Source organism: Bacteroides fragilis NCTC 9343, from assembly GCF_000025985.1.
In the GTDB taxonomy this organism is placed as follows: domain Bacteria; phylum Bacteroidota; class Bacteroidia; order Bacteroidales; family Bacteroidaceae; genus Bacteroides; species Bacteroides fragilis.
In genome coordinates this window covers 1-19835 of record NC_003228.3, presented here as the reverse complement: position 1 = coordinate 19835, position 19835 = coordinate 1, and the positions used below count along the sequence as shown (strand labels likewise).

Genomic DNA, 19835 nt, shown 5'->3' with positions numbered 1-19835 from the left:
CATGGTCTGGAATAACGGTTGGGATCATAAATCCTTTCCGGATTGATCAGGATACAGGGATTTATAATAATTGATACGCTTAGTCCATGGTCTGTATTCAAAAGGAAATACCTGTTGTTTTTCTGCCCATTGATTCCACTTTTTTTCCAATGTTTTCACTCTATCCGGGTAACGGGCAGATAAATCGTTCTGTTCAAACGGATCTTGTAACAGGTTAAACAGTTCCCACGGCTGCTTACCATTAGCCCGAACCAACTTCCAGTCTCCGGATATAATGCCACAGGAGGTTTGATGTTCAAAAAACAAATCTCTTTTCGATAATTTCTTTCCTTTCAACGCCGGAAGAATCGTTCTGCCTCCAGGAGCATCAATGGCATGATTTCGAAATTCCCGGGGATATTCAATAGAAGCCATATCCAGGCAAGTGGGAAAAAGATCGATAATATGTGTAAATTCGTGACGAACCGCTCCCTTTTTTCCATCAGGTTGTCCGCCTCCGTACATGATAATCAGAGGAGCACTCGTACCTCCCTGAAAACACCATTGCTTATAACTGCGAAATGGAGTATTACTCAAATCTGCACGCAATTGCGTGATCATATCGCCTTCATTGGTAGCACCGTTATCAGTTAAGAATAAAAATATGGTATTATCAAATATACCTTTTTCCTTAGTGGCTTTTATTACTTCTCCGATACCATCGTCCATAATTTCAATCATGGCAGCATAAGTAGCCATTTCCGTAATCCATCGTTCCTGCTGCTGCGGAGTAAGACTATTCCATGCGGGACGTTTTCCTCCAAACTCTTTTTCAAATACCGGAAGTTCTCTTTCAATGTCGATTAAGCCATTGCGACGGATGCGTTCGAAGCGTTGTTTACGCAATACGTCATATCCCGCTTTATACTTTTCCCGACAAGCCTCTACTCTCTCTTTTGGAGCCTGAAGGGGCAGATGAGGAGCATAGTGAGCCAAATACATGAACATAGGTTCATCAACCGGATGTTGACGGATAAAACTAACGGCAGAATCGGTTATGGCTGTGGTATAATAATAGTCTTTCGGAAACTCCGTAATGCGCTGCAAACCCGAAAATACCGGTTTGGGAGTATAATAGCTGCCCCCTCCCGAAAGGCAACCGTAATATTTCTCAAATCCCCGTTCAACTGGATAGCTTCCATTAGGTTGGGTAAATGCTCCTTCAACGGTAACATGCCATTTACCGCTCATATAAGTGTGGTACCCATTTTCACGAAATACCTCTGCGATTGTAGGATACCGGTCCGATATCTGTCCTCTGTATCCCGGACGATGTTCATCCACAGCAGTCATCCAGCCCATACCTACTTCGTGTTGATATCTACCTGTCAGCAAAGCCGCCCGGCTGGGGCAACTGCGTCCCGTATTTTTAAATTGACTGAAACGTATCCCGTTTTCCGCCAGAAAATCAATATGTGGTGTGTGTACTTCTCCGCCATAACACGATAAATCAGAAAACCCCATATCATCACACATAATCAGAATTATATTGGGTTTCGCTTGATCAGGATTCGCTTTACGGTCTGTTATTTGAGTTCCCCAAGCATTCTGAATTCCCGAAGCAAACAATAAGGAACATATCAGACAATTGTTTTTCATAAATTAAGCTATTAAGATTAATCTTTTATCCATGCACTCGTAATCTCCGCCACATACACATGATGCAAACCTCCATGTGTAGTATACCATTGTTCATACACAGACGGATCCAGAAAGTTTTCTTTCCGCAACACATCAGTATATAATTTCCGGCATTCCAGACTCAACCTTCCTTGTTCGAACAGAACGTTGCCTTTATCGGTAATCATCGGTTTCAATCCGGTCTCCTTGATCTTATCCACCTCACGTCCCGACTTAGAACCACATATTTTATGAATACTTTTATTCTCCTCCCCTAAAAAAGAAAGAGTGAAATAATCACTTTTCTCCATAAAGCCGAACGTATATCTTTCCGGACGAATGAAAACATAAACAACCGGTTTATTCCACAGAAATCCGATACCACCCCAGTTGGCAGTCATGGTATTAAAAGCATTTTTATTACCGGCAGTTACCAACATCCATTCTTTACTGATGGTTTCAAAGAAATTATCACTAAGTTGGCTGACAGCAATTGGTTTCATCATATCCAAATCTTTTTTATAAATGATACATTTAAGAATACTTCTCAATAAGAAGCAGATGCCGAAAGTCCTTCTTTCGTGAGAAGAGCCACAATACGATCCAACTCTTCATGAGTAGCTTTTTGCAAGTCCTGATCGGGAGTTTCCCGATCGATCGTATAAATCATTACCTGTCTTGGGGCAATATCCTTTACAACTTTCAACCAGGGAAGTACATACTTGTCAGAAGTATTATCCACATCTTTCCCCTTATATTTTCCTTTCATAAACATAGTCTGCACGATGCAATTACCTTTAAAAGCTTTTAAAAGTCCGACTGTTCCATTCAGATCGTATCGTCCGTTCGGACGATCTACAGTCCGGATATACTCTTCATCCACCGTGTCCAACTTTAAAATGTTATTATCCACCCTGTTCAACGCATCGAATACAGCCGGACGGTTAATAAAAGTAGCATTACTGAGCACACTCACCTTTGCATCCGGAAAGTAAGCATCACGCAAAGCAAGTGTATCCTCGATAATCTCCGGAAAGTGAGGATGAGCAGTCGGCTCACCGTTTCCGGCGAAAGTCAGTACGTCGGGAGCAGGTCCGTTGCTTTTCATCTCTTTTAATTTCTCTTCCAGAGCCATACAGACTTCTTCGCGGGTCGGTAATGAAGATTTAGGACGATGTTCGCCATTGTAACCACATTCACAATAAATGCAATCGAAAGAACATACTTTTCCATCGGAAGGAAGCAAATTTATTCCAAGTGAGACCCCTAACCGACGTGAATGAACCGGTCCGAATATAGGAGAAGGAAAAATAATAGTCATACTTAATTCTGTTTAATCGTTCAAACTTAGAAACTGTTTTGAATTTCTACAAAATTACTAAAACTTTAGACGCAGCTGCATTTGTACATCCGTTTTTTTATTTCCCCTGATCAGGTCGTTGCCGGAACCTATTTCATCACGATCAAAATATGTGGTTTGTCCAAGCTTGGCAATTGCTGTCCAATGCTTGTTCATATCATAGCGAAAATGAATAGCCAAGCGAATACCTTCTCCCTGAAAAGATGGAGTATAAAAAGAATACAGCAACCCTTTCTCGTAGATATAAATGCGTGAATCATAATCGTCTGTATGAAAATAACTACCTTGCAATTCTGTTGTCAGAGGCAACCAGGGAAGTTTCCATCCAGCCGTCTGCGTCAGTTGATAACCTTGTCCAGCCGTTTTTCCGGATGAATGAAAATGATTATAATCGACTGTTGTCCGGAGAGATAACGAAGAGCAGGGTAAATAGTTCAATCGATAACGCAGCCGGTGATGATAGGTGGGCAGAATCACTTTTCCCTGCGTACCGGTCACATCACGTTCTTTTTGTTTATAACGGTAATTCACATACATATCAACCGTTTTCGACGGAACGTAATCTGCCTGAAAGAGCAGATCCACTCCTTTCGAGGCCTTACTTATCCGGTACCTCCACCACGGAAAAGAAAACAGATCGGCAGAAACAAAAAATGTCCAACGGTTGAAAGGATTTACAGAAGCAGCCAGATACCATCCGTTTTCATTCTGAACACTACTTCCTTCACTAAATGAATGAGCAAACATAGCCCAATAATCATGGGAATAATAACGGTGAACCAACATCAACCGGATATCTTGTAAAGGAGAATAAAGCACCTGATTCATAAAAGCCATACCACTGATCCCCAAAGCTGCTTCTCCTTGTATAGAAAAACGATGAAAACGATATTTATAATCCATACCCAGATTATAAAAAGAACGACCATGTAGGTTGTATTTTGAATAGTCTTTAAGTTCCGGTTCATAAGACCTGTTAAAACAGTAGTAAACACCGGTTATACCCAGTTGATAACTATTTCCGGTATAACTGATATTTCCTCCGCTCATCTGCATAGTCAATTGATTCATTTTATCAGCTTCCTTTTCGCTTCGGTGTAAACCTGTTTTATAAATCGAGGTAATTTCACCGCCTTTTATCACTCCATCCAACGAACGATGTGAATAAAATACGGAAAGTGTCCATTGTTTCCATTTTAGAGCTATGCCACTCCCACGGAAATAATTATATTCGTCGGTAGAAGTATGTCTGCGTATACCTGTACTCCTGAAAGTGAAAGACGAAGAATAAGCTGTTTTTCCAAACATAGAACCTTGTCCGAGTACCAGTCCCTGACCGAAATTCAACCGATAGTTTCCTACAATTCCAGTTTTCAGTATTCCTATATCATGAAGAAGTAGATAGAAAGAGTAGTAATCGTATCCCTGCTTATTATGTAAAGCTCCGAAAGGTTCGCCACTATCTTTCTCGGCAACTATACCTGCATAAACCTTTTCCCGATAGTGAAATCCATATTTCACCGAGTTATAAACAGCAGGACCCAAGTAATTTTTCTCGTATCCCTTACGCTTATACAAAGGCACATCCATACGAGTCACCGCTTCATGTTTTCCATATTTTAAAATCTGCTTTAACGTAACAGACTCTTTCTTATCAACAGGCTCTACACAGACAAAAGGAAGCAGATATTGAATAGTCTGCCGATCCAACTCCTCCACTAACTGAAGTTCATAGACAGTCTGCATCGATCCGTGAATATAAATGTACGCAAGTAAATTCTCAATCTGAACATCATTAAGAAAAGGAAACCGCTGTAACTGCTCTTTGGTGGCAGAGTTTATATTAACAGGGTTGTTAACAAGATCGGTTAATTCCTCCAATTCATTCTCCCAATTACGTATATCTCCTTCTTCATCGGATATAGACAAGTTTTCCATCACCTCTTCCCAAGGATAATCCGAACGATTCTGAGCATGGCAAGTAGAAGTTATCAACGTCATATTAACAAGTAGGAATATACTCAATATAGATATGCTTTCGTTCATATCGAGTGTGATTATTGTGTTTTAAATAGCAAACGAATTGTCGAAGATAATTTAAATAGGTTAATGCTGCAAGGAAAACCATTAATATAAATTTAATCCTTTATTTTTGCAAAATGAATATGAGGCTTACCATAGGACTTTTAATGTTATCTATCGCCTTATTGTTTTCTTCCGAATCACTGGCACAGGAAAAAACAAATCTCGGTGGATACCTGGTACCTATGTGTGTGTATAATGGTGATACAATCCCGGCTTTCCAGATTCCGACCATTCATATATTCAAGCCTTTAAAATTCAGAAACAGAAAAGAGCAGATGGAATATTATAAATTGGTGAGAAATGTGAAGAAAGTGTATCCTATTGCCAGAGAAATTAACCGCACCATCATTGAAACTTACGAATACTTACAGACCCTGCCCAACGAAAAAGCCCGCCAACGTCATATCAAACGGGTGGAAAAAGGATTGAAGGAGCAATATACTCCACGAATGAAAAAGCTCTCTTTTGCACAAGGCAAACTGTTGATAAAGCTGATAGACCGGCAAAGCCATCAAAGTTCTTATGAACTGGTAAAAGCATTTATGGGACCTTTTAAAGCAGGATTCTATCAAACATTTGCCGCTCTTTTCGGAGCCAGTTTAAAAAAACAATATGACCCCGAAGGAGAAGATAAGTTAACCGAACGAGTGATACTGTTGGTAGAAAGCGGACAATTGTAATGTATCCTTCCAGATTCATTTCCTATACTTTGAGTAATAGGTTATTCTCAAATTCATATTATCTTATAAGTGTGTTATAGGAGTGACTTTTGATACATGCTCCTAGATATTCTTCGTTAATCTTGTACCTGTGAAGAAACCAACTCAAAATAATGCCCCTTTTTCTCCATCAATATTTCATGAGTTCCGGTCTCAACGATAAAACCTTTGTCCAACACCACAATTTGATCAGCATTACGAATGGTACTAAGCCTATGAGCAATAACAACAACAGTACGCTGTTCAAATGCATTGTTCAAGGCATTCACAATTTTTCGTTCATTTATTGAATCCAAAGAGTTTGTGGCTTCGTCCATAAAGAGAAATTTCGGATCCCGATACAGCGCACGAGCAATCAACAAACGCTGCTTTTGTCCTCCACTCAACCCGCGTCCGGTTTCTCCAATGGTCGTTTCAAAACCCTTAGGCATCGCGTTTATCTCATCCTCAATCTGAGCGATACGACAAACTTCCCTCAAACGCGTATAATTAATTTGTTCATCATCTAATACAATATTATTCAAGATGGTATCACTGAATATTTTTCCATCTTGCATTACCACCCCACACATGTTTCTCCATTGGCGTAGATTAATGGCACTTACATTCATCTTGTCCATTTTTATTTCTCCATGGCTGGGCTTATAAAGCCGAACCAATAGTTTCAGAAGAGTTGACTTACCACTACCACTTCCTCCCACAATTGCCGTGATTTTATTTTCCGGTATTTGTAAGTAAATATTACGCAGAACCAAAGGAGAGTTAGGCGTGTATTGAAAATGTATATTCTCTAATAGAATCGTTTTTCTTTCCGGAAGGATGGTTGTACTGCCAATAGAAAGTAATTCATCCTCATTTTCCAACTGACGAATCTCGTTGATGCGTAAGAAACTGATTTTGGCATATTGCGCTGATACCACAAAATTAATAAATTGCACAAGCGGACCATTGAGCATACCAATAATAAATTGTGTAGAAATCATTATTCCAAATGTTATTTCACCCTTGATAACCGCCATAGCACAGAAAAACACGATAGCCATATTTTTGATATTTTCTATAAATTGGGCACCCAGATTTTGAGCATTGGTTATGGCAAGAACACGCTTATTGACATGATAAAGCCGTGCCTGAATTTCTTCCCATTTCCACCGCCGGTACTTGTCATAATTGTAGATTTTGATATCCTGTATAGTCGAAACGGTTTCCACCCAATAGCTTTGGTTTTTGGACAAAAGTTCAAAATATTCCCAATCCAGTTTTTTACGTATGCTCAAAAACAGTAACACCCAACAAGCGTACAGAACCGATCCTGATAAAAATATATAGAAAATTATAGTATTGTAAATCAATAAAATAATACTAAAGACGGCAAATGTAAGCGTTGAAAATATCAATGCCAAAGAATTATTCATAATGAAACTGCGTATACGTTCATGATCTTGTGCCCGTTGCAAAATATCGCCCAGCAGCTTATTCTCAAAGAAAGTAACAGGTAGTTTCATCAATTTTATCAAGTAGTCAGAAATCAAAGCAATATTTACTCGCGCCGTGATATGCAATAAGATCCAATCCCTCAACACATTGAAAATCATTACACTCAACAAGATACAGATGTTCCCTATCAGTACCATATTAATAAAGTTCCTGTCCGAAGTTTTAATGCCGACATCAATCACCGCTTTAGAGATAAATGGTAACATACCTTGTAAGACAGTAACAACGAGCATAATAATAAATATTAACCCGAAGCTCTTTTTATATGGAAAAAAATATTTAAGAATGCTCGAAAAGCTGTTTCTCTTCTGTTCTTGTTCAGCTTTACTATTCTTAAAATCAGTAGTTGGTTCCACGGCAAGTAATACACCTTGGCTTTCATCCCTTTGATACCAACCCTTTCGAAATTCTTCATGCGTGTATTTTATGCGTCCTTTTGCTGGATCCGAGACCCATATGTATTTCCTATCAGAATGATATACCACGATGAAATGACTGTCATTCCAAAACACAATTGCAGGAAACGGAATGCTGTTCACCACATCATCAATGGTACATTTTATGGCAAGCGTTCGCAGCCCGATACTTTCTGCCCCGGTACTTAGATCAAGTAGCGATACACCTTCTTTGGTAATGCCGCAACGGTCACGCATGAACTGCAATGAGTAAAACTTACCAAAATGCTTAGCAATAATTTTAAGGGATGCGGGTCCGCAGTCTTGCGAATCCATTTGGTATTCTACGGGAAAACGGTGGAGTAGCATATTCTTATTTTTCTCCTTTTGATTTTAAATTATCAAATAGTCTTTCAATCAAACGTTTTCGTTTGGTGATAATCTCAACTGTACCTTTTGTTTCAAAATCGAGGGGTAATATTTTCCCAAAGTTAGTTAATGTACCATCGGGAAAAGATATGATTACCAGATAAGTATCCATGTCTCCATTTTGAGTTTTTATCTTGTTGGTAATGCGTGAAACAGATTTCACCACTCCCTTCAGTAATCCATATTCATCATATGGATAGTTGTCCATTTTTACGTTTACTGTTTGCCCAACTTCTACTTTTCCTGCACCGAAAGAAGGTATCACTACTTCACCCAAGATGTTAGTTTTATCGGGAATGATGGAGAATAGCTCCTGCCCAGACTGTACAAAACGATTGTTCCGCCAGAAACCAAGATATTCTAACTCCCCTTCTACAGGTGCATATTGCAAATAATGCTCTTTCCAGAGTTTAATGGCATTTGAAAGTTCATTCTTCCGAGTAATATAATCGGAATAGGCTTTCTCTTTAGCCTCAGTTTCTTCCAAACAGATACGCTGTATTTCCAATTGATTACGACTTATTTCCGATTGTTTCATCTGTCGGTTACTTTGCAAATTTAATTGTGATTCTTTTAAAGAAAGATGTGTCGAGAACTTTTGCTGGTATTCTTGTTCGCTTATTCCTTTCATCGACAGCAATATACTGTCCTTACTCAATTGGTTTTGAGAGTTATCCAATATTTGTTTTTTTAATCGCAGCTCATTATTAAAATTAGCAATGACTGCTTCGTCAGAAATAATTTGTTGTTGCAATTTTTGTCGCATGGTTGAATAAATGTCTGAAGTAAGTAACCGCTCATATTGTAAAAAGGAAAGTAAAAAGGAATTGTATGCGGAACTGACTTCCCCAAGCAACAGCGTATCGGGCAATGCAACACGAATTGTGCTTTTGTCACTAAGTGTCTTCAAAAAAGAATCAATCCATAAAATATGTTTGTAATCCGCACCACTTTCAATACAACTAATCACATCGTTTTTATGCAGTAATGCTTTATTGGGTTGAAATAACGTAATCCGTCCGTTACTGTTAGCGACCAAACGTACCGGTGCTGCATTTGCGGTTACTGATATTTGTCCGTCTACCGTATCGGGATACTGTATCAAAAAACCAAGTAATATGATCATTCCCATCAGTACCCCTACGCATAGTATCACCCATTTTGCCCAGTAGGTGGGCATACGGTCAATAATGGCTTGTACTTCCTCAGATCTGGCAATCACATCAGATTTTTTGTTCGGATTAGGCAAAATAATTTTTGGTGAACATATAGGTTGTTCCTGCTTTTGTATTCTTGAATTCATCTTTTTGCCTGTTCTTTAAATTTATGACTAACATGATGAATCATTCTCAAGCGGTAGTTCGCCTGAGAAAAATAGTTGCTTATCATCCCCGGAGTCCCATTATAAACGGTTACGTCCGAATAGCCAAAATCTTTTTGAACGGAGATGAACGGATAGATAGTCATCTTATCTTTAGCAAGGACAGATAAAACTCCATCTGCCGTATCAGTGTCTTTGAAGTCATAGTCTAATATCTTTTGAAATAGCGGCTTAAAAATAATGATAAATTGCGTAGACCAAAACCAATCCATCCAATAGCGATTTGTGTCCACTGGTACCGCTGTGCCAAATCCTCCGACACCTCCCGAAAGCAACTCGGAACCTTGAGCGTTTGCTCCTATTATATTGGCAAACAAATAATCTTTGTTATATGCGGGGGTAAATATATGGTCGTCTTCGCAAATGATCATGATATCATCCCTTTTGTCGATAGCTGTTTGTACAGCCTTTAGCATGCTTTGCCATAATCCAACTGCTCCAATGGAATGTTCGATTGCCTCTATCCAATGGAGAGCAAACTCTACCTTCCCTTGAAACTGTTCCTCTATATGCTGCCGCCGTTCCGTGCGCTCTTTAAGGTTAATGACATATACAGGCAGATAAAAATCACTGTTGTTTGTTCCCATTATTCTTATGATGTTCTTCTACAATTTCTTCCAATATTTTATTTACTTTCTCGCTCCATACCTCCCAATTAAGACGGGTTTCAAATTCTTGCCGCGATGACATCCGGAGTTTCAGATAGTTTTCTTTGTCAGCGAAAACCGACTTTATTTTCTCAGCATAATCTTCAGCTGTAGCATCCGGCATGAGCAAATACCCGTTTTTCCCTTCACGTACCGGTTGACTCACTCCACCCACATTGGCGGCAATGCTGGGTACAGCATAAGCCGATGCTTCACAAAACACAATTCCAAATGCGTCGAACTCTGTAGGAAGTACTAAAAAATGAGCTTCCTGCAAGATATTACAAAATCTTTCCAAATGTTCCGGTTGGGATTTATCTAAATAAGGAATTATAACTAAATTCTCATCTTCATCATAAGGTTCCCGAATAATAGAACCAATAATCGTAAGCGTACATCGAAATCCATCGGATTTAAGCTTTCTATATGCCCCTAAAACTTTATCTCCACCTTTTTTCTGCCAATTTTTTCCGATAAAGACTAAATTACAAATATCTGTCTGTATATCTATTTTATAGTCTGAAGGAGTAGGGATATTTGCCCCAAATTCCACTACATGAATTTTACCCGGCTCTATATCATAATAATTTATTGTACTTTGCTTTGCCCATTCCGAACTATAAATGATGGCAGTATATTTATTCAATAATTTCTTCTCCATCATTTCTATTTTCTTTATCTGTTCTTCATTCTTTAGTGGGTTTAAGTAGCTTTGGAATGAGTGGTATGTCACATCACTAAGATGCACGACCGGAACATTTACATCCAGAAAAGGAGCTAAATATAAATCTCCAAAAAACACAAGATCATAATTCGTCAATTGTTCGGTACATAATTTCCCGAAAACAGAAACATAGTTCTCTAATGGATTTTTTTTAATACAATTATCTTTGGTAAAATACGCTGCCTGAGGAAGGGTATTCTGTCCAATCACTTTTACATGATGCTTTCTGCTTAGAGCGTGAAACAAATGAAATGTCGTTCCCGACCAATTATTTATATCAGCCGGATTTAATGTTGTTAAAAATGCAATATTCATATATTGAGATCTATTTTTGATTGCATAAAAAAATTAGTTTCACTCACCCGGTCGTACGATCGGTCGGATTTACCGCATGGAGGGTTCAACCGAGCAAGATTGCGCTAAAAAAAGAACCGATGCCAATAATATAAAGTATTTCATAACCGGTGTTTTTATAAATTTTCTATCCGCTTCTGTATCTCCTTTATTTTTTCCTGTCTTTGTTTTATTTTCATTATAAGCCTATCAGAAGCTTTCTCAAAAGAGATTTCTTTTTCATCCTTATGGGTACAATCCGTACTTTTTATGAAAAACACACCTTTAAATCTTTGATATAAGTTAAATGGATAAAATTCTTGTGGGATATGGTGACTCCCCTGAAGTCGAGACAGTGTTAATTCATTAAAATCGACAGTTAAGGGGGTGTAAAAAACATTGTCATCAATAAGACTTAAAAAATATTCCATACTGTTTTCAGGAGGACTACTCAACCAATTATCTTTCCTGTTATAATGCTCATCATATGCCATGGCTTCTCCACTTCCTATCAGAAATAGCAAAGGAGAGTAACTTTCACCATACGCTTTGCGCATATACCTCCCGAAAGGAATACAAGGTACGGCAGGATAACTCGAAATAGGATTAATATGTCCCGCATGCCCGTAGATTACCGTTTTTACGTTTTCGTCTTTGGCGAACTTGTCAATTAAGAATCTTGCATTTACGAACATAATGGAATCCCGCCGTATGAATCTTTCTATTCCGCCATCTCCGGCTTGCTTTGAAACCCTCAGAATATGCAAGATACATTCTATTTCTTCAGCAGTAAGAAGTTTTTTTATCTTATCTCGATGAATATCAAGAAAGTTTATCGCACAGTTACGATCTTTTTTCATTAACAGCAGGGATAATTGATCAACTTCCGGAATCTGCGATTTTTTGTTAAGCCCGGTAATAAAATCAAAAATATCCATAGCGGAACTTTGAGTGGAAGAAAGGATTGAATTGTAATCCATGCCATATAATTTAACTTTAGAATCTTTCGTTTTACCAGAATTAAAGCTCCGCAATCTTTTTAAAAAATTAATTGTAGCATGGTTGATAACCAAGGAAGAATCAAGTTCATAATTGTCATCTTGTATAAACCTATTGTAGGCAAATGATTGTTCGAGGGGCATTTCCTGCAGTACTAATTTGCAATTTAACCTTTCCACTGCCTGGATAATCAATTGATACGCTAAATTTTTTATACCGTCATTCCCGTGGACTGACTCCCCTAAGCCGATAATCTTTTTATCATTGATTTCATTGATTTGCTCCAATCCTATTTTTCTATCAACATTTATACCCGTATAGTTAATTTTTTTATCTACTATCAACGGGGAAAGGGTTCGAACAGGAAATTCGTCGATAGGTTTACCGTCAATCAGTATGTCCAATCGAGAGAAAGCAATATAAGCATTCTTATCAATTTCTCCTTCCACATTAATCCGTACGTTTAACATCTCCGCATTATTCAAATTAATGTTTTGGGTAACCAAGCTTAATATACTGTCAGGCCTGAATCTTAAGGTGTCAGAAAAAAGAATGTTTTCCTGTTTACCTATCGCATCCAAGATGATAGAGACAAGTTTTATATTATCACCTTTACCTTCAAATCCGATTACAGCTTCTTTTATGTTATTATTGGGAAGCAAAATTCTCTGTTCGTACTCTGATCTTAACCGCTTAGAAAAAGGAAATCCTTTAAAATATTTTTTAGCGAACAAATTTCGATTTGAATCTTGTATATAAGCAGGGATAGTATAATTGCTATATGCTCCATTTTCACGCCACGGATAAACCACCGCAGAATCGAAACGCATAGCAAAATGTAAATCATATACATTCGTATATGTTTGTTTCTCTAATTTAGCGGTACATGATACGGCATAGAATATAAATACAAAGAAAAACAATACATGGAGTTTTGTTATTGAATTCATGTTTAATATTATTTATAAAGATTATCAATACTTAGTTTCCTCTGACTTCTCGTTCTTTCGCCAAACCATCTCTCAGCCCTTTAGAATACCATAACATTTCATAATCGGCATTATGCCACTATGGATTCCAAAATAGCGATAAAGTCAGAGGAAGTACCACCTTTTTTCCGAATATTTCGGAGAAAAGGTTCATGGAATCCATTTTCTTTTCTTTTCATACAAATACATAAGAGCAAATAAAGTTTGGACATGATAGTCTAAGTTCATTTTAAAAAACTCTTCCCTCTTATTTATGGCGGACGCGTTTTTTGTGAACAGCACTCCGTCCATCATACATTTTGGAAAAACCCACTGGAATTGTCCAATTTTCGATTCTGTATTTCCTATATATCTCATTTTCAAAACATCCGCATCGGACAGTTTATCCATCGACAGATAACACGGACTGATACCCGAACGTTCGATACAGTATTCCAATCCGGCAGACGACGAAGACTGCAATCGCCTTATTCCCATTTTACCAGGAAATACCCATGTCAAATAACTTCCCCCTCCGGCAAGCAGTCCCACGGCGGAGTAGTCATCACCGTATGAACCCTTCATATATTCTCCGAAAGGGCGCATGTCCGATCCCAGCCATCCAGCGATACTTGTATAATTCGCATGCCCCAAATGACAATATACGGTAGTCGTTTCATCTTTTTTAAGCATTGTTTTCATTAAGAACTTCGCATTCTCGTACATGCCGGAATCCCTACCCCGAAAACGATTCAGTTCATCAACGGTCGCTTCCTCCTCCGCATTCAGGCAATAACTCATTATTTCCGCTTCTCGCCGGGTAAGTATGCCCTTGAAGCCATGATTGGCATGCAACACAGAGTCCGCCCCTTTAAAAGGGAACTTCTCGTCCGACAACAGAAGAGAATTGCATATCGCTTTCAAGCCTTCGTCGCCTTTACCTCTGCGGAGCGTGTAAAAGAAGTAAAACAGGTCGATACTGCTTTGTAAGCGGTAAATATTCCGGTCAATGCCAAAGAAGCTCACCTTTTCTTCCGAATGCCGGTTGTATTCTTTAATCCATCGCATAAGAGACACAAAGGATGAAGAAGAAAATAAGACCTTGTCAAAAGAGGAAGCGATACTGTCCGGCTTGAACCGCTCGTCCCCCTCCAAATACCGGTTGATATGGAAAGACAATGTCAGGGGCATTTCTAACAAGACGAGCCTGCATTTTCCGTGTTCGATCCTATTCTTGATTATTTCAACACCCATGTCATTCATCGTTCCGGTGCCATGCACGCTCTCTCCGATGGCAAGTATCCTCTTATCGGAAAAGGACAGAGACTTAAGATCGTCACCGTTCACGGGTATCACATCCAATTCCCGAACGGAAGCCGTTGCACCGTTATTCAATGATGGGGGTTCAACCGCATATTTTCCATCAATTAAGATATCCAAAGAGTCAATCCATATTTTAGAGTATTCCCCGGGCTTAAAGGAATTATCCGCCGATCCTAAAGGATCGACCGGAAAATCCTTTTTCCAGGGCTTCTCCCCTTGGGCTTCAAGAGCCACTCCCAGCAACAGAGGAGAAGCTATATCCACACTCCGGCGGGCTACCCTCCATGTGTTGGCAGCAGACAACCGAAACGTGTCCACGGAAGTGACCTCCCTGCATTCACTAATCCCACTCAGCTTCAAATACAGGTCATTGCAGTTTTCTGTTTTATACTTTATCCTCACTTCAATATCTGCCCGCTTTTTTTTATCCATATGATAAAAAAGCGGTACCGTGAACCCCGCGCTCCCCTTAGCTTCATATGACGGATACAATAAAAGCGGATAAGAGCTGATCGCGCTATCTATTTTTGATTGCCAGGAAAAATTAGTGTACGTAGCCCAGTCGTACGATCGGGCGGATTCACGCATGGAGGGTGCAACCGAGCAAGATTGCGCTAAAAAAATAACCGACGCCAATAATATAAGGTATTTCATAACCTATGTTTTTATAAGGTTTTATTTTCATTAAAGCCGAAGGATCTTATGCGGGGAATTTCATTCACCAACCGTTCTTGATGTAACAAACTGACCCGTGGCAGCATCATAAACTGAAATTTGAGTCCCTCCGTACGGTATATTCGTTTTAACAAAGTTGAAAGAAGACGAAGCATTATAGCCCTTTTCCAACAGCTCTCTCAAAATAGATAATTCCATATTGGTGATGTCTTGTGAAACATGGCTTACGAGTGATCCTAACGGAGTAAGCCCTACAGCTTCGGAGAGAAATCTGTCCCACCCTGTAGAGGAGATCGAGGTGACATAATCAGGAAATGTATAATACATTTGTGATACCGATCCCGAGTATACCGAACTCCCATAAATATACGTATTGGTAGCTACATATCCCATTCCTTCTACATAACCACCGTTCCAGTTGTCATTGCTAAGCATGTTATCGAATTCCGCTTGGGTATAAGGATTAGCTGATGTTCCATTTCCTCCCCCAACGTAGCTCATTTGCAAGGACTCTTCAATTACCGGCATTGTTTTCGCCAGTTCATTTAAACTTTTTCTTGTCAGTTTTTTCATTGTTGTTGAATTTTAAAGTTATTATTAAATTTATTATAGGTTCAACTTCTTTTCATTCTTTGAAAATAAAGTTTGAAATAAAGTTAATACTTCACATTTAGTAAGTAATTGTTTTTCGTACAACTTACATAAATCACCATAAGCTGCTGCCAATTCCGGATATTCATTTTTATTGAGTTCCATCAGATATTCCAAAACCTCATTAATTATAGACTCTGTTGTTGCTCTTTGCTCACTACTTTTTTGGCTACTGACCTGACTGTCTGATATCCGGTAATAGAGTAATGGTTGACTGTCAATATAAAATCTCCCTCCTGACTTTGCTATCTCCACCCAAAATTTAAAATCTTCGGCATAAGGGTAGTTCTCATATTTTAATGCATTCTTTTTCAAAAAATCCATCCTTATCATAGTAGTGGGATGAAATAAGAAATTTCCCTTTGTAAATTTTAACAGTGGTTGTTCAACCCACCCACTCAAGGTACTCAATAGACCATTCGTTTGTGAATATGTTCCAATACTGTTCATCCAAGTTCCACAAACAGTTACATCCGGATATTCTTGCATAATCGCATATTGAATTTTTAGTCTATCGATATGCATTATATCATCTCCATCCATGCGAGCCATATACTTTCCTAAAGAATTCTCTATTCCAAGGTTCAATGACTCTATAAAATTATGACTGTTCTGAATAAGACGTACTCTTTTATCATTATATGACTGAATAATAGAAGACGTGTGGTCAGTAGAACCATCGTCTATGAGGATGAACTCAAAATCCACAAAAGATTGCTCTAAGACGCTTTCTATCGCATCTTTTATATGCATTTCGGCATTATAGACAGGCATTACAACAGATATCTCACACATTGTTATCAAGTTATTAAAGTAAAGGAAATTTTTTATTCGCGCAAAAGCCAAGATAACGGGCCAATCCATATTGATATCCAACATGTATACAATTGGGACGAACCATTCTTTTTATCCTTTCTAAACTTTCTTCAAACAAATCCATTTCTATACGCTGAATTTTTACACGATTTTCATCAGCGTTTTCTATGATTCCCGTTAAATTTATCTTTTGGTCCAAAAAGAGAATAGCTGGATTAATATTCTTTTGTCCATATCTAATATGATCTCTTATTACATCATTAAACCCGACCATATTATTTTTAGTAATGATACTATGTAAATAATACCCCCTAACGAGTGAACTCGCAATTCTTCCCTCACTATATAATGTAACGTAACTATCCATCAATGATTTTGAAAAATATTTATAATTGCAAAAATCGACCAACTTTAAATAAGCCTCATACATTTGTAATACATAATCTTTACTATTTATGTAATAAATATTTTTCCAATCGAAAAACTGAAGTGATAAATAAAGTTCCAGTCCTTGAAATATTTTCTCAATAATTGAATATATTCTCTCATCTTGCTTTTGTAATTTATCCAAGACAAATAAAAAATAAATAATTTTATATGAAACTAACAGCTTATCCGGCTGCTTGTCAATGTTTTCAAAATGTTTGATTATTGCTTCGCGTTGGTCTCCAAACAAATCTTCAAAATCGGCATCAATTAATTTATTTGTTATTAGATAAATAAGGACATATCCTATTCCGGACATACCATTTTCAAAGCCATAATCATTTGTTTTTCTTATTAAAGATTCTTGGAATAGGCTGAAAGCTTTATCTTCAATTTCAGTATCTTGCAAACATTTAGCAGTTTCAAATAACGCTAAAGAGATTCCTGACTTTCCGTTGTAAAGACCGGAAGAGTTGACAGAGCAGGCATTCAGTGAGATATAATCAACAAGTTTTCGTATGGTTGTATCACTAATCATTGAAGAGTATTTTTTCTAATTCGACATTTTTTTTAAAATCATATAAAGCCAAATTACGTAATGTAAAGAAGCTTTCGTAAGAATCTTTGATGGCAGAGTAGTAACGCTGCATAGCATCATTCCGCTCTTTTTGTGCGGTGGCAAGTTCATATACCGACACTTTTCCCAATGAAAACTTTTTCGTCAACATCTTATACTGTTCTTTCGATAACGCATAGGCTCTTGATGCTGTCAGCCAAAGCTTTACACTATGATCATAAGCATTTATCTTTTCTTTTACTTCGTTCTCAAATTCAAAAATTTTTTTTTCTATTCGCAACCGACTTGCATCATAATTATTCTTTGCGATCCGGATATTATTTTTGTTGATGCCCCACTGAAAAATAGGTATTTGAAATTCAATGATCACGGACTGTCTTGTATTTCCATGCCGGTAAGCATCTGCCAATGTTTCAGCATACTGATTTATTCCATAGTTTAAACTTATATTCCCATTGAACCTATTCTTTAATTTGATAGAGAACAGGTTTTTCTCCTCTTCCAACTGTTGAATCTCTTGCTGATTTGAAATTGGATTATTTTTTTTCACATAGTAGATTGCAAGCCGAGCATCGATGGTTAAGGGTAAGTCAAAATCCGGTATTGTAATTTCGGCATTATTTTCTATTCCTAAAAAAGTAAAAAGTTTTTGTCTTGATTCCGCATAGTGTCTGACCGCATTTTCATACATGTATTGCAAGTTTAAAGACTGCAATTCCATCTGCTTGTAATCATATTCAGTGATACTTCCATTCCTCAATTTTATCTCTGCAATATGTAACAGAGTGTCGTTGCTCTGTTTGATATCTATGGCAAGTTCACTATCCATCTTACTCAGTATGGCGGATAAATAAAGCGTCAATGCTTGTTGCTGGATCTGGGCAATGTTTGAACAATATTGTTTCACGGCCACTTCGTTTTTGGCACGTTCAATTTTATTTTCCAACCTTTGTAATTTTCCTCCTCCCCACAACTGCTGCGAATAGCTTATAAAAAACGGATTTGTACTAAAACTGTTTTGTTTACGTGAAAACTCATTCAAATAATTTATATTACTTCCAATACTCAGTTCCCCTCCTGTTATGCTTATTTTCTGTCGTACAGTAGTACCAAAATTAGTATTATTTGAATTGTCCTCTACATAAGAATAACTTCCATCGATCGGTTGTTGCAATAATCGCAGTGACCTGTTAAAATTGATAGGATTAAAATTCAGCACAAATGCAGGGAGAAAGCTTTTCTTATAATTCTCGTATTGCAATAAGTCATTTTGGAAGTTAAGTAATTCTATTTTAGCCGATGATGATTCCAGAGATAGTCTGTTTATCACTTCATCTAATGTCACTTCCCTTGGTATACTTTGACAATATGCATTCGTATAGCACAAAGAAAATACCAATATATAGACTAATAATGTTTTCAATGTTTTAGAATATCTTTAGGTTTAGGTTTATTTTGCAATATCATAAAAACCATATAAATAGAATAATATTACTATTTCTATTTATTTATTTTTAATAATTATACAGTAATTTATTCTAAAACCATAAGATATTTAACAAAGATCATCTACAAGACTATTTCAACTTTTTAAATAAATCCCAGATCACAATTCCTGCTGTTACCGATACATTCAATGAATGTTTTGTGCCATATTGGGGAATTTCAATACAACCATCCGAATGGTCAATAACCTCCTGCTGCACTCCTTTTACTTCATTTCCCATAACTACAGCATATTTCTTCGAACGGTCCAGTGTTAACTCATCCAACATGATACTCCCTTCCGCCTGTTCGACAGAGTATACCACATATCCTTCACTCCGGAGGTTATCAACCGTTTCAACTGCGTTATTAACATACTTCCAATCCACTGTAAACTCGGCTCCCAAAGCTGTCTTATGCATCTCGGGATGGGGAGGAGTAGCCGTAATTCCACACAGATAAATACATTCAATCCGGAAAGCATCTGCCGTACGAAACACAGAACCGATATTATGCAAACTCCGTATATCGTCCAACACTACAACTAAAGGCAATTTATCAGCTTCTTTAAACTCTTCTATACTTATCCGGTTCAGCTCGGTTATTTTCAATTTTCGCATGATGATGTCGTTTCTGTTAGTATGTTGCAAAAGTAATTCTTTTCTTGTTAACATAGGTGTTGATAA

General features: G+C 37.7%; 16 protein-coding genes. 1 reads left to right on the top strand and 15 read right to left on the bottom strand.

What is annotated here, in order from left to right:
- Window positions 1-24: 24 nt before the first annotated feature.
- The 4 genes from BF9343_RS00080 to BF9343_RS00065 are packed head-to-tail and all read right to left on the bottom strand — an operon-like array spanning window position 25 to window position 5065.
- Window positions 25-1638, bottom strand: coding sequence for an arylsulfatase (locus BF9343_RS00080; RefSeq protein WP_010991853.1), 1614 nt, complete (start codon window positions 1636-1638; stop codon window positions 25-27).
- A gap of 17 nt (window positions 1639-1655) precedes the next feature.
- Complete coding sequence (locus BF9343_RS00075) at window positions 1656-2165, bottom strand: flavin reductase family protein (protein ID WP_010991852.1); 510 nt, start codon at window positions 2163-2165, stop codon at window positions 1656-1658.
- Window positions 2166-2206: 41 nt separating this feature from the next.
- Entirely contained in the window at window positions 2207-2980 is a 774-nt protein-coding gene (locus BF9343_RS00070; RefSeq protein ID WP_010991851.1) for a radical SAM protein, read from the bottom strand.
- 57 nt (window positions 2981-3037) lie between these two features.
- Window positions 3038-5065: a helix-hairpin-helix domain-containing protein gene (locus BF9343_RS00065; RefSeq protein ID WP_010991850.1), complete on the bottom strand. Its 2028-nt coding sequence runs from the start codon at window positions 5063-5065 to the stop codon at window positions 3038-3040.
- Window positions 5066-5184: 119 nt separating this feature from the next.
- On the opposite strand from BF9343_RS00065, the gene BF9343_RS00060 reads away from it, so the two are divergent.
- Window positions 5185-5784: a DUF4294 domain-containing protein gene (locus tag BF9343_RS00060; protein WP_005802042.1), complete on the top strand. Its 600-nt coding sequence runs from the start codon at window positions 5185-5187 to the stop codon at window positions 5782-5784.
- A gap of 116 nt (window positions 5785-5900) precedes the next feature.
- Here BF9343_RS00060 and BF9343_RS00055 read toward each other — a convergent pair whose 3' ends face one another.
- From BF9343_RS00055 to BF9343_RS00005, 11 genes are all read right to left on the bottom strand, one after another.
- The gene (locus BF9343_RS00055) at window positions 5901-8084 is read right to left on the bottom strand and encodes a peptidase domain-containing ABC transporter (RefSeq protein WP_005813997.1); all 2184 of its coding nucleotides are present in this window, start codon (window positions 8082-8084) and stop codon (window positions 5901-5903) included.
- A 4-nt stretch (window positions 8085-8088) separates the two neighbouring features.
- Window positions 8089-9447, bottom strand: a complete 1359-nt coding sequence (locus BF9343_RS00050) for an HlyD family efflux transporter periplasmic adaptor subunit (RefSeq protein ID WP_005797109.1) — start codon at window positions 9445-9447, stop codon at window positions 8089-8091.
- Entirely contained in the window at window positions 9444-10112 is a 669-nt protein-coding gene (locus BF9343_RS00045; RefSeq protein ID WP_005814001.1) for a glycosyltransferase family 25 protein, read from the bottom strand. The genes BF9343_RS00050 and BF9343_RS00045 overlap by 4 nt, the downstream gene beginning before the upstream one ends.
- Window positions 10093-11211, bottom strand: coding sequence for a glycosyltransferase family 4 protein (locus tag BF9343_RS00040; RefSeq protein ID WP_010991848.1), 1119 nt, complete (start codon window positions 11209-11211; stop codon window positions 10093-10095). The genes BF9343_RS00045 and BF9343_RS00040 overlap by 20 nt, the downstream gene beginning before the upstream one ends.
- Window positions 11212-11366: 155 nt before the next feature.
- Window positions 11367-13178 carry an erythromycin esterase family protein gene (locus BF9343_RS00035; protein WP_010991847.1) on the bottom strand — a complete coding sequence of 604 codons (1812 nt, stop codon included), beginning with the start codon at window positions 13176-13178 and terminating at the stop codon, window positions 11367-11369.
- 189 nt (window positions 13179-13367) lie between these two features.
- Window positions 13368-15173 (bottom strand): erythromycin esterase family protein, encoded by a 1806-nt coding sequence (locus tag BF9343_RS00030; protein WP_010991846.1) that lies wholly within the window; start codon window positions 15171-15173, stop codon window positions 13368-13370.
- 60 nt (window positions 15174-15233) lie between these two features.
- The gene (locus BF9343_RS00025) at window positions 15234-15767 is read right to left on the bottom strand and encodes a hypothetical protein (RefSeq protein WP_008657827.1); all 534 of its coding nucleotides are present in this window, start codon (window positions 15765-15767) and stop codon (window positions 15234-15236) included.
- 33 nt (window positions 15768-15800) lie between these two features.
- Window positions 15801-16640: a glycosyltransferase family 2 protein gene (locus tag BF9343_RS00020; RefSeq protein WP_010991845.1), complete on the bottom strand. Its 840-nt coding sequence runs from the start codon at window positions 16638-16640 to the stop codon at window positions 15801-15803.
- Window positions 16641-16653: 13 nt separating this feature from the next.
- Window positions 16654-17625 carry a glycoside hydrolase family protein gene (locus tag BF9343_RS00015; protein WP_010991844.1) on the bottom strand — a complete coding sequence of 324 codons (972 nt, stop codon included), beginning with the start codon at window positions 17623-17625 and terminating at the stop codon, window positions 16654-16656.
- Window positions 17618-19087 carry a TolC family protein gene (locus BF9343_RS00010; protein ID WP_010991843.1) on the bottom strand — a complete coding sequence of 490 codons (1470 nt, stop codon included), beginning with the start codon at window positions 19085-19087 and terminating at the stop codon, window positions 17618-17620. The genes BF9343_RS00015 and BF9343_RS00010 overlap by 8 nt, the downstream gene beginning before the upstream one ends.
- Before the next feature lie 154 nt (window positions 19088-19241).
- Window positions 19242-19769, bottom strand: coding sequence for an RNA methyltransferase (locus BF9343_RS00005; RefSeq protein ID WP_005782842.1), 528 nt, complete (start codon window positions 19767-19769; stop codon window positions 19242-19244).
- Window positions 19770-19835: the final 66 nt, after the last annotated feature.

Excerpts from the sequence above, each read along its gene's own strand:
- BF9343_RS00080 (WP_010991853.1), bottom strand. The coding sequence starts at position 1,638 with ATGAAAAACAATTGTCTGATATGTTCCTTATTGTTTGCTTCGGGAATT.
- BF9343_RS00075 (WP_010991852.1), bottom strand. The coding sequence starts at position 2,165 with ATGATGAAACCAATTGCTGTCAGCCAACTTAGTGATAATTTCTTTGAA.
- BF9343_RS00070 (WP_010991851.1), bottom strand. The coding sequence starts at position 2,980 with ATGACTATTATTTTTCCTTCTCCTATATTCGGACCGGTTCATTCACGT.
- BF9343_RS00065 (WP_010991850.1), bottom strand. The coding sequence starts at position 5,065 with ATGAACGAAAGCATATCTATATTGAGTATATTCCTACTTGTTAATATG.
- BF9343_RS00060 (WP_005802042.1), top strand. The coding sequence starts at position 5,185 with ATGAGGCTTACCATAGGACTTTTAATGTTATCTATCGCCTTATTGTTT.
- BF9343_RS00055 (WP_005813997.1), bottom strand. The coding sequence starts at position 8,084 with ATGCTACTCCACCGTTTTCCCGTAGAATACCAAATGGATTCGCAAGAC.
- BF9343_RS00050 (WP_005797109.1), bottom strand. The coding sequence starts at position 9,447 with ATGAATTCAAGAATACAAAAGCAGGAACAACCTATATGTTCACCAAAA.
- BF9343_RS00045 (WP_005814001.1), bottom strand. The coding sequence starts at position 10,112 with ATGGGAACAAACAACAGTGATTTTTATCTGCCTGTATATGTCATTAAC.
- BF9343_RS00040 (WP_010991848.1), bottom strand. The coding sequence starts at position 11,211 with ATGAATATTGCATTTTTAACAACATTAAATCCGGCTGATATAAATAAT.
- BF9343_RS00035 (WP_010991847.1), bottom strand. The coding sequence starts at position 13,178 with ATGAATTCAATAACAAAACTCCATGTATTGTTTTTCTTTGTATTTATA.
- BF9343_RS00030 (WP_010991846.1), bottom strand. The coding sequence starts at position 15,173 with ATGAAATACCTTATATTATTGGCGTCGGTTATTTTTTTAGCGCAATCT.
- BF9343_RS00025 (WP_008657827.1), bottom strand. The coding sequence starts at position 15,767 with ATGAAAAAACTGACAAGAAAAAGTTTAAATGAACTGGCGAAAACAATG.
- BF9343_RS00020 (WP_010991845.1), bottom strand. The coding sequence starts at position 16,640 with ATGTGTGAGATATCTGTTGTAATGCCTGTCTATAATGCCGAAATGCAT.
- BF9343_RS00015 (WP_010991844.1), bottom strand. The coding sequence starts at position 17,625 with ATGATTAGTGATACAACCATACGAAAACTTGTTGATTATATCTCACTG.
- BF9343_RS00005 (WP_005782842.1), bottom strand. The coding sequence starts at position 19,769 with ATGCGAAAATTGAAAATAACCGAGCTGAACCGGATAAGTATAGAAGAG.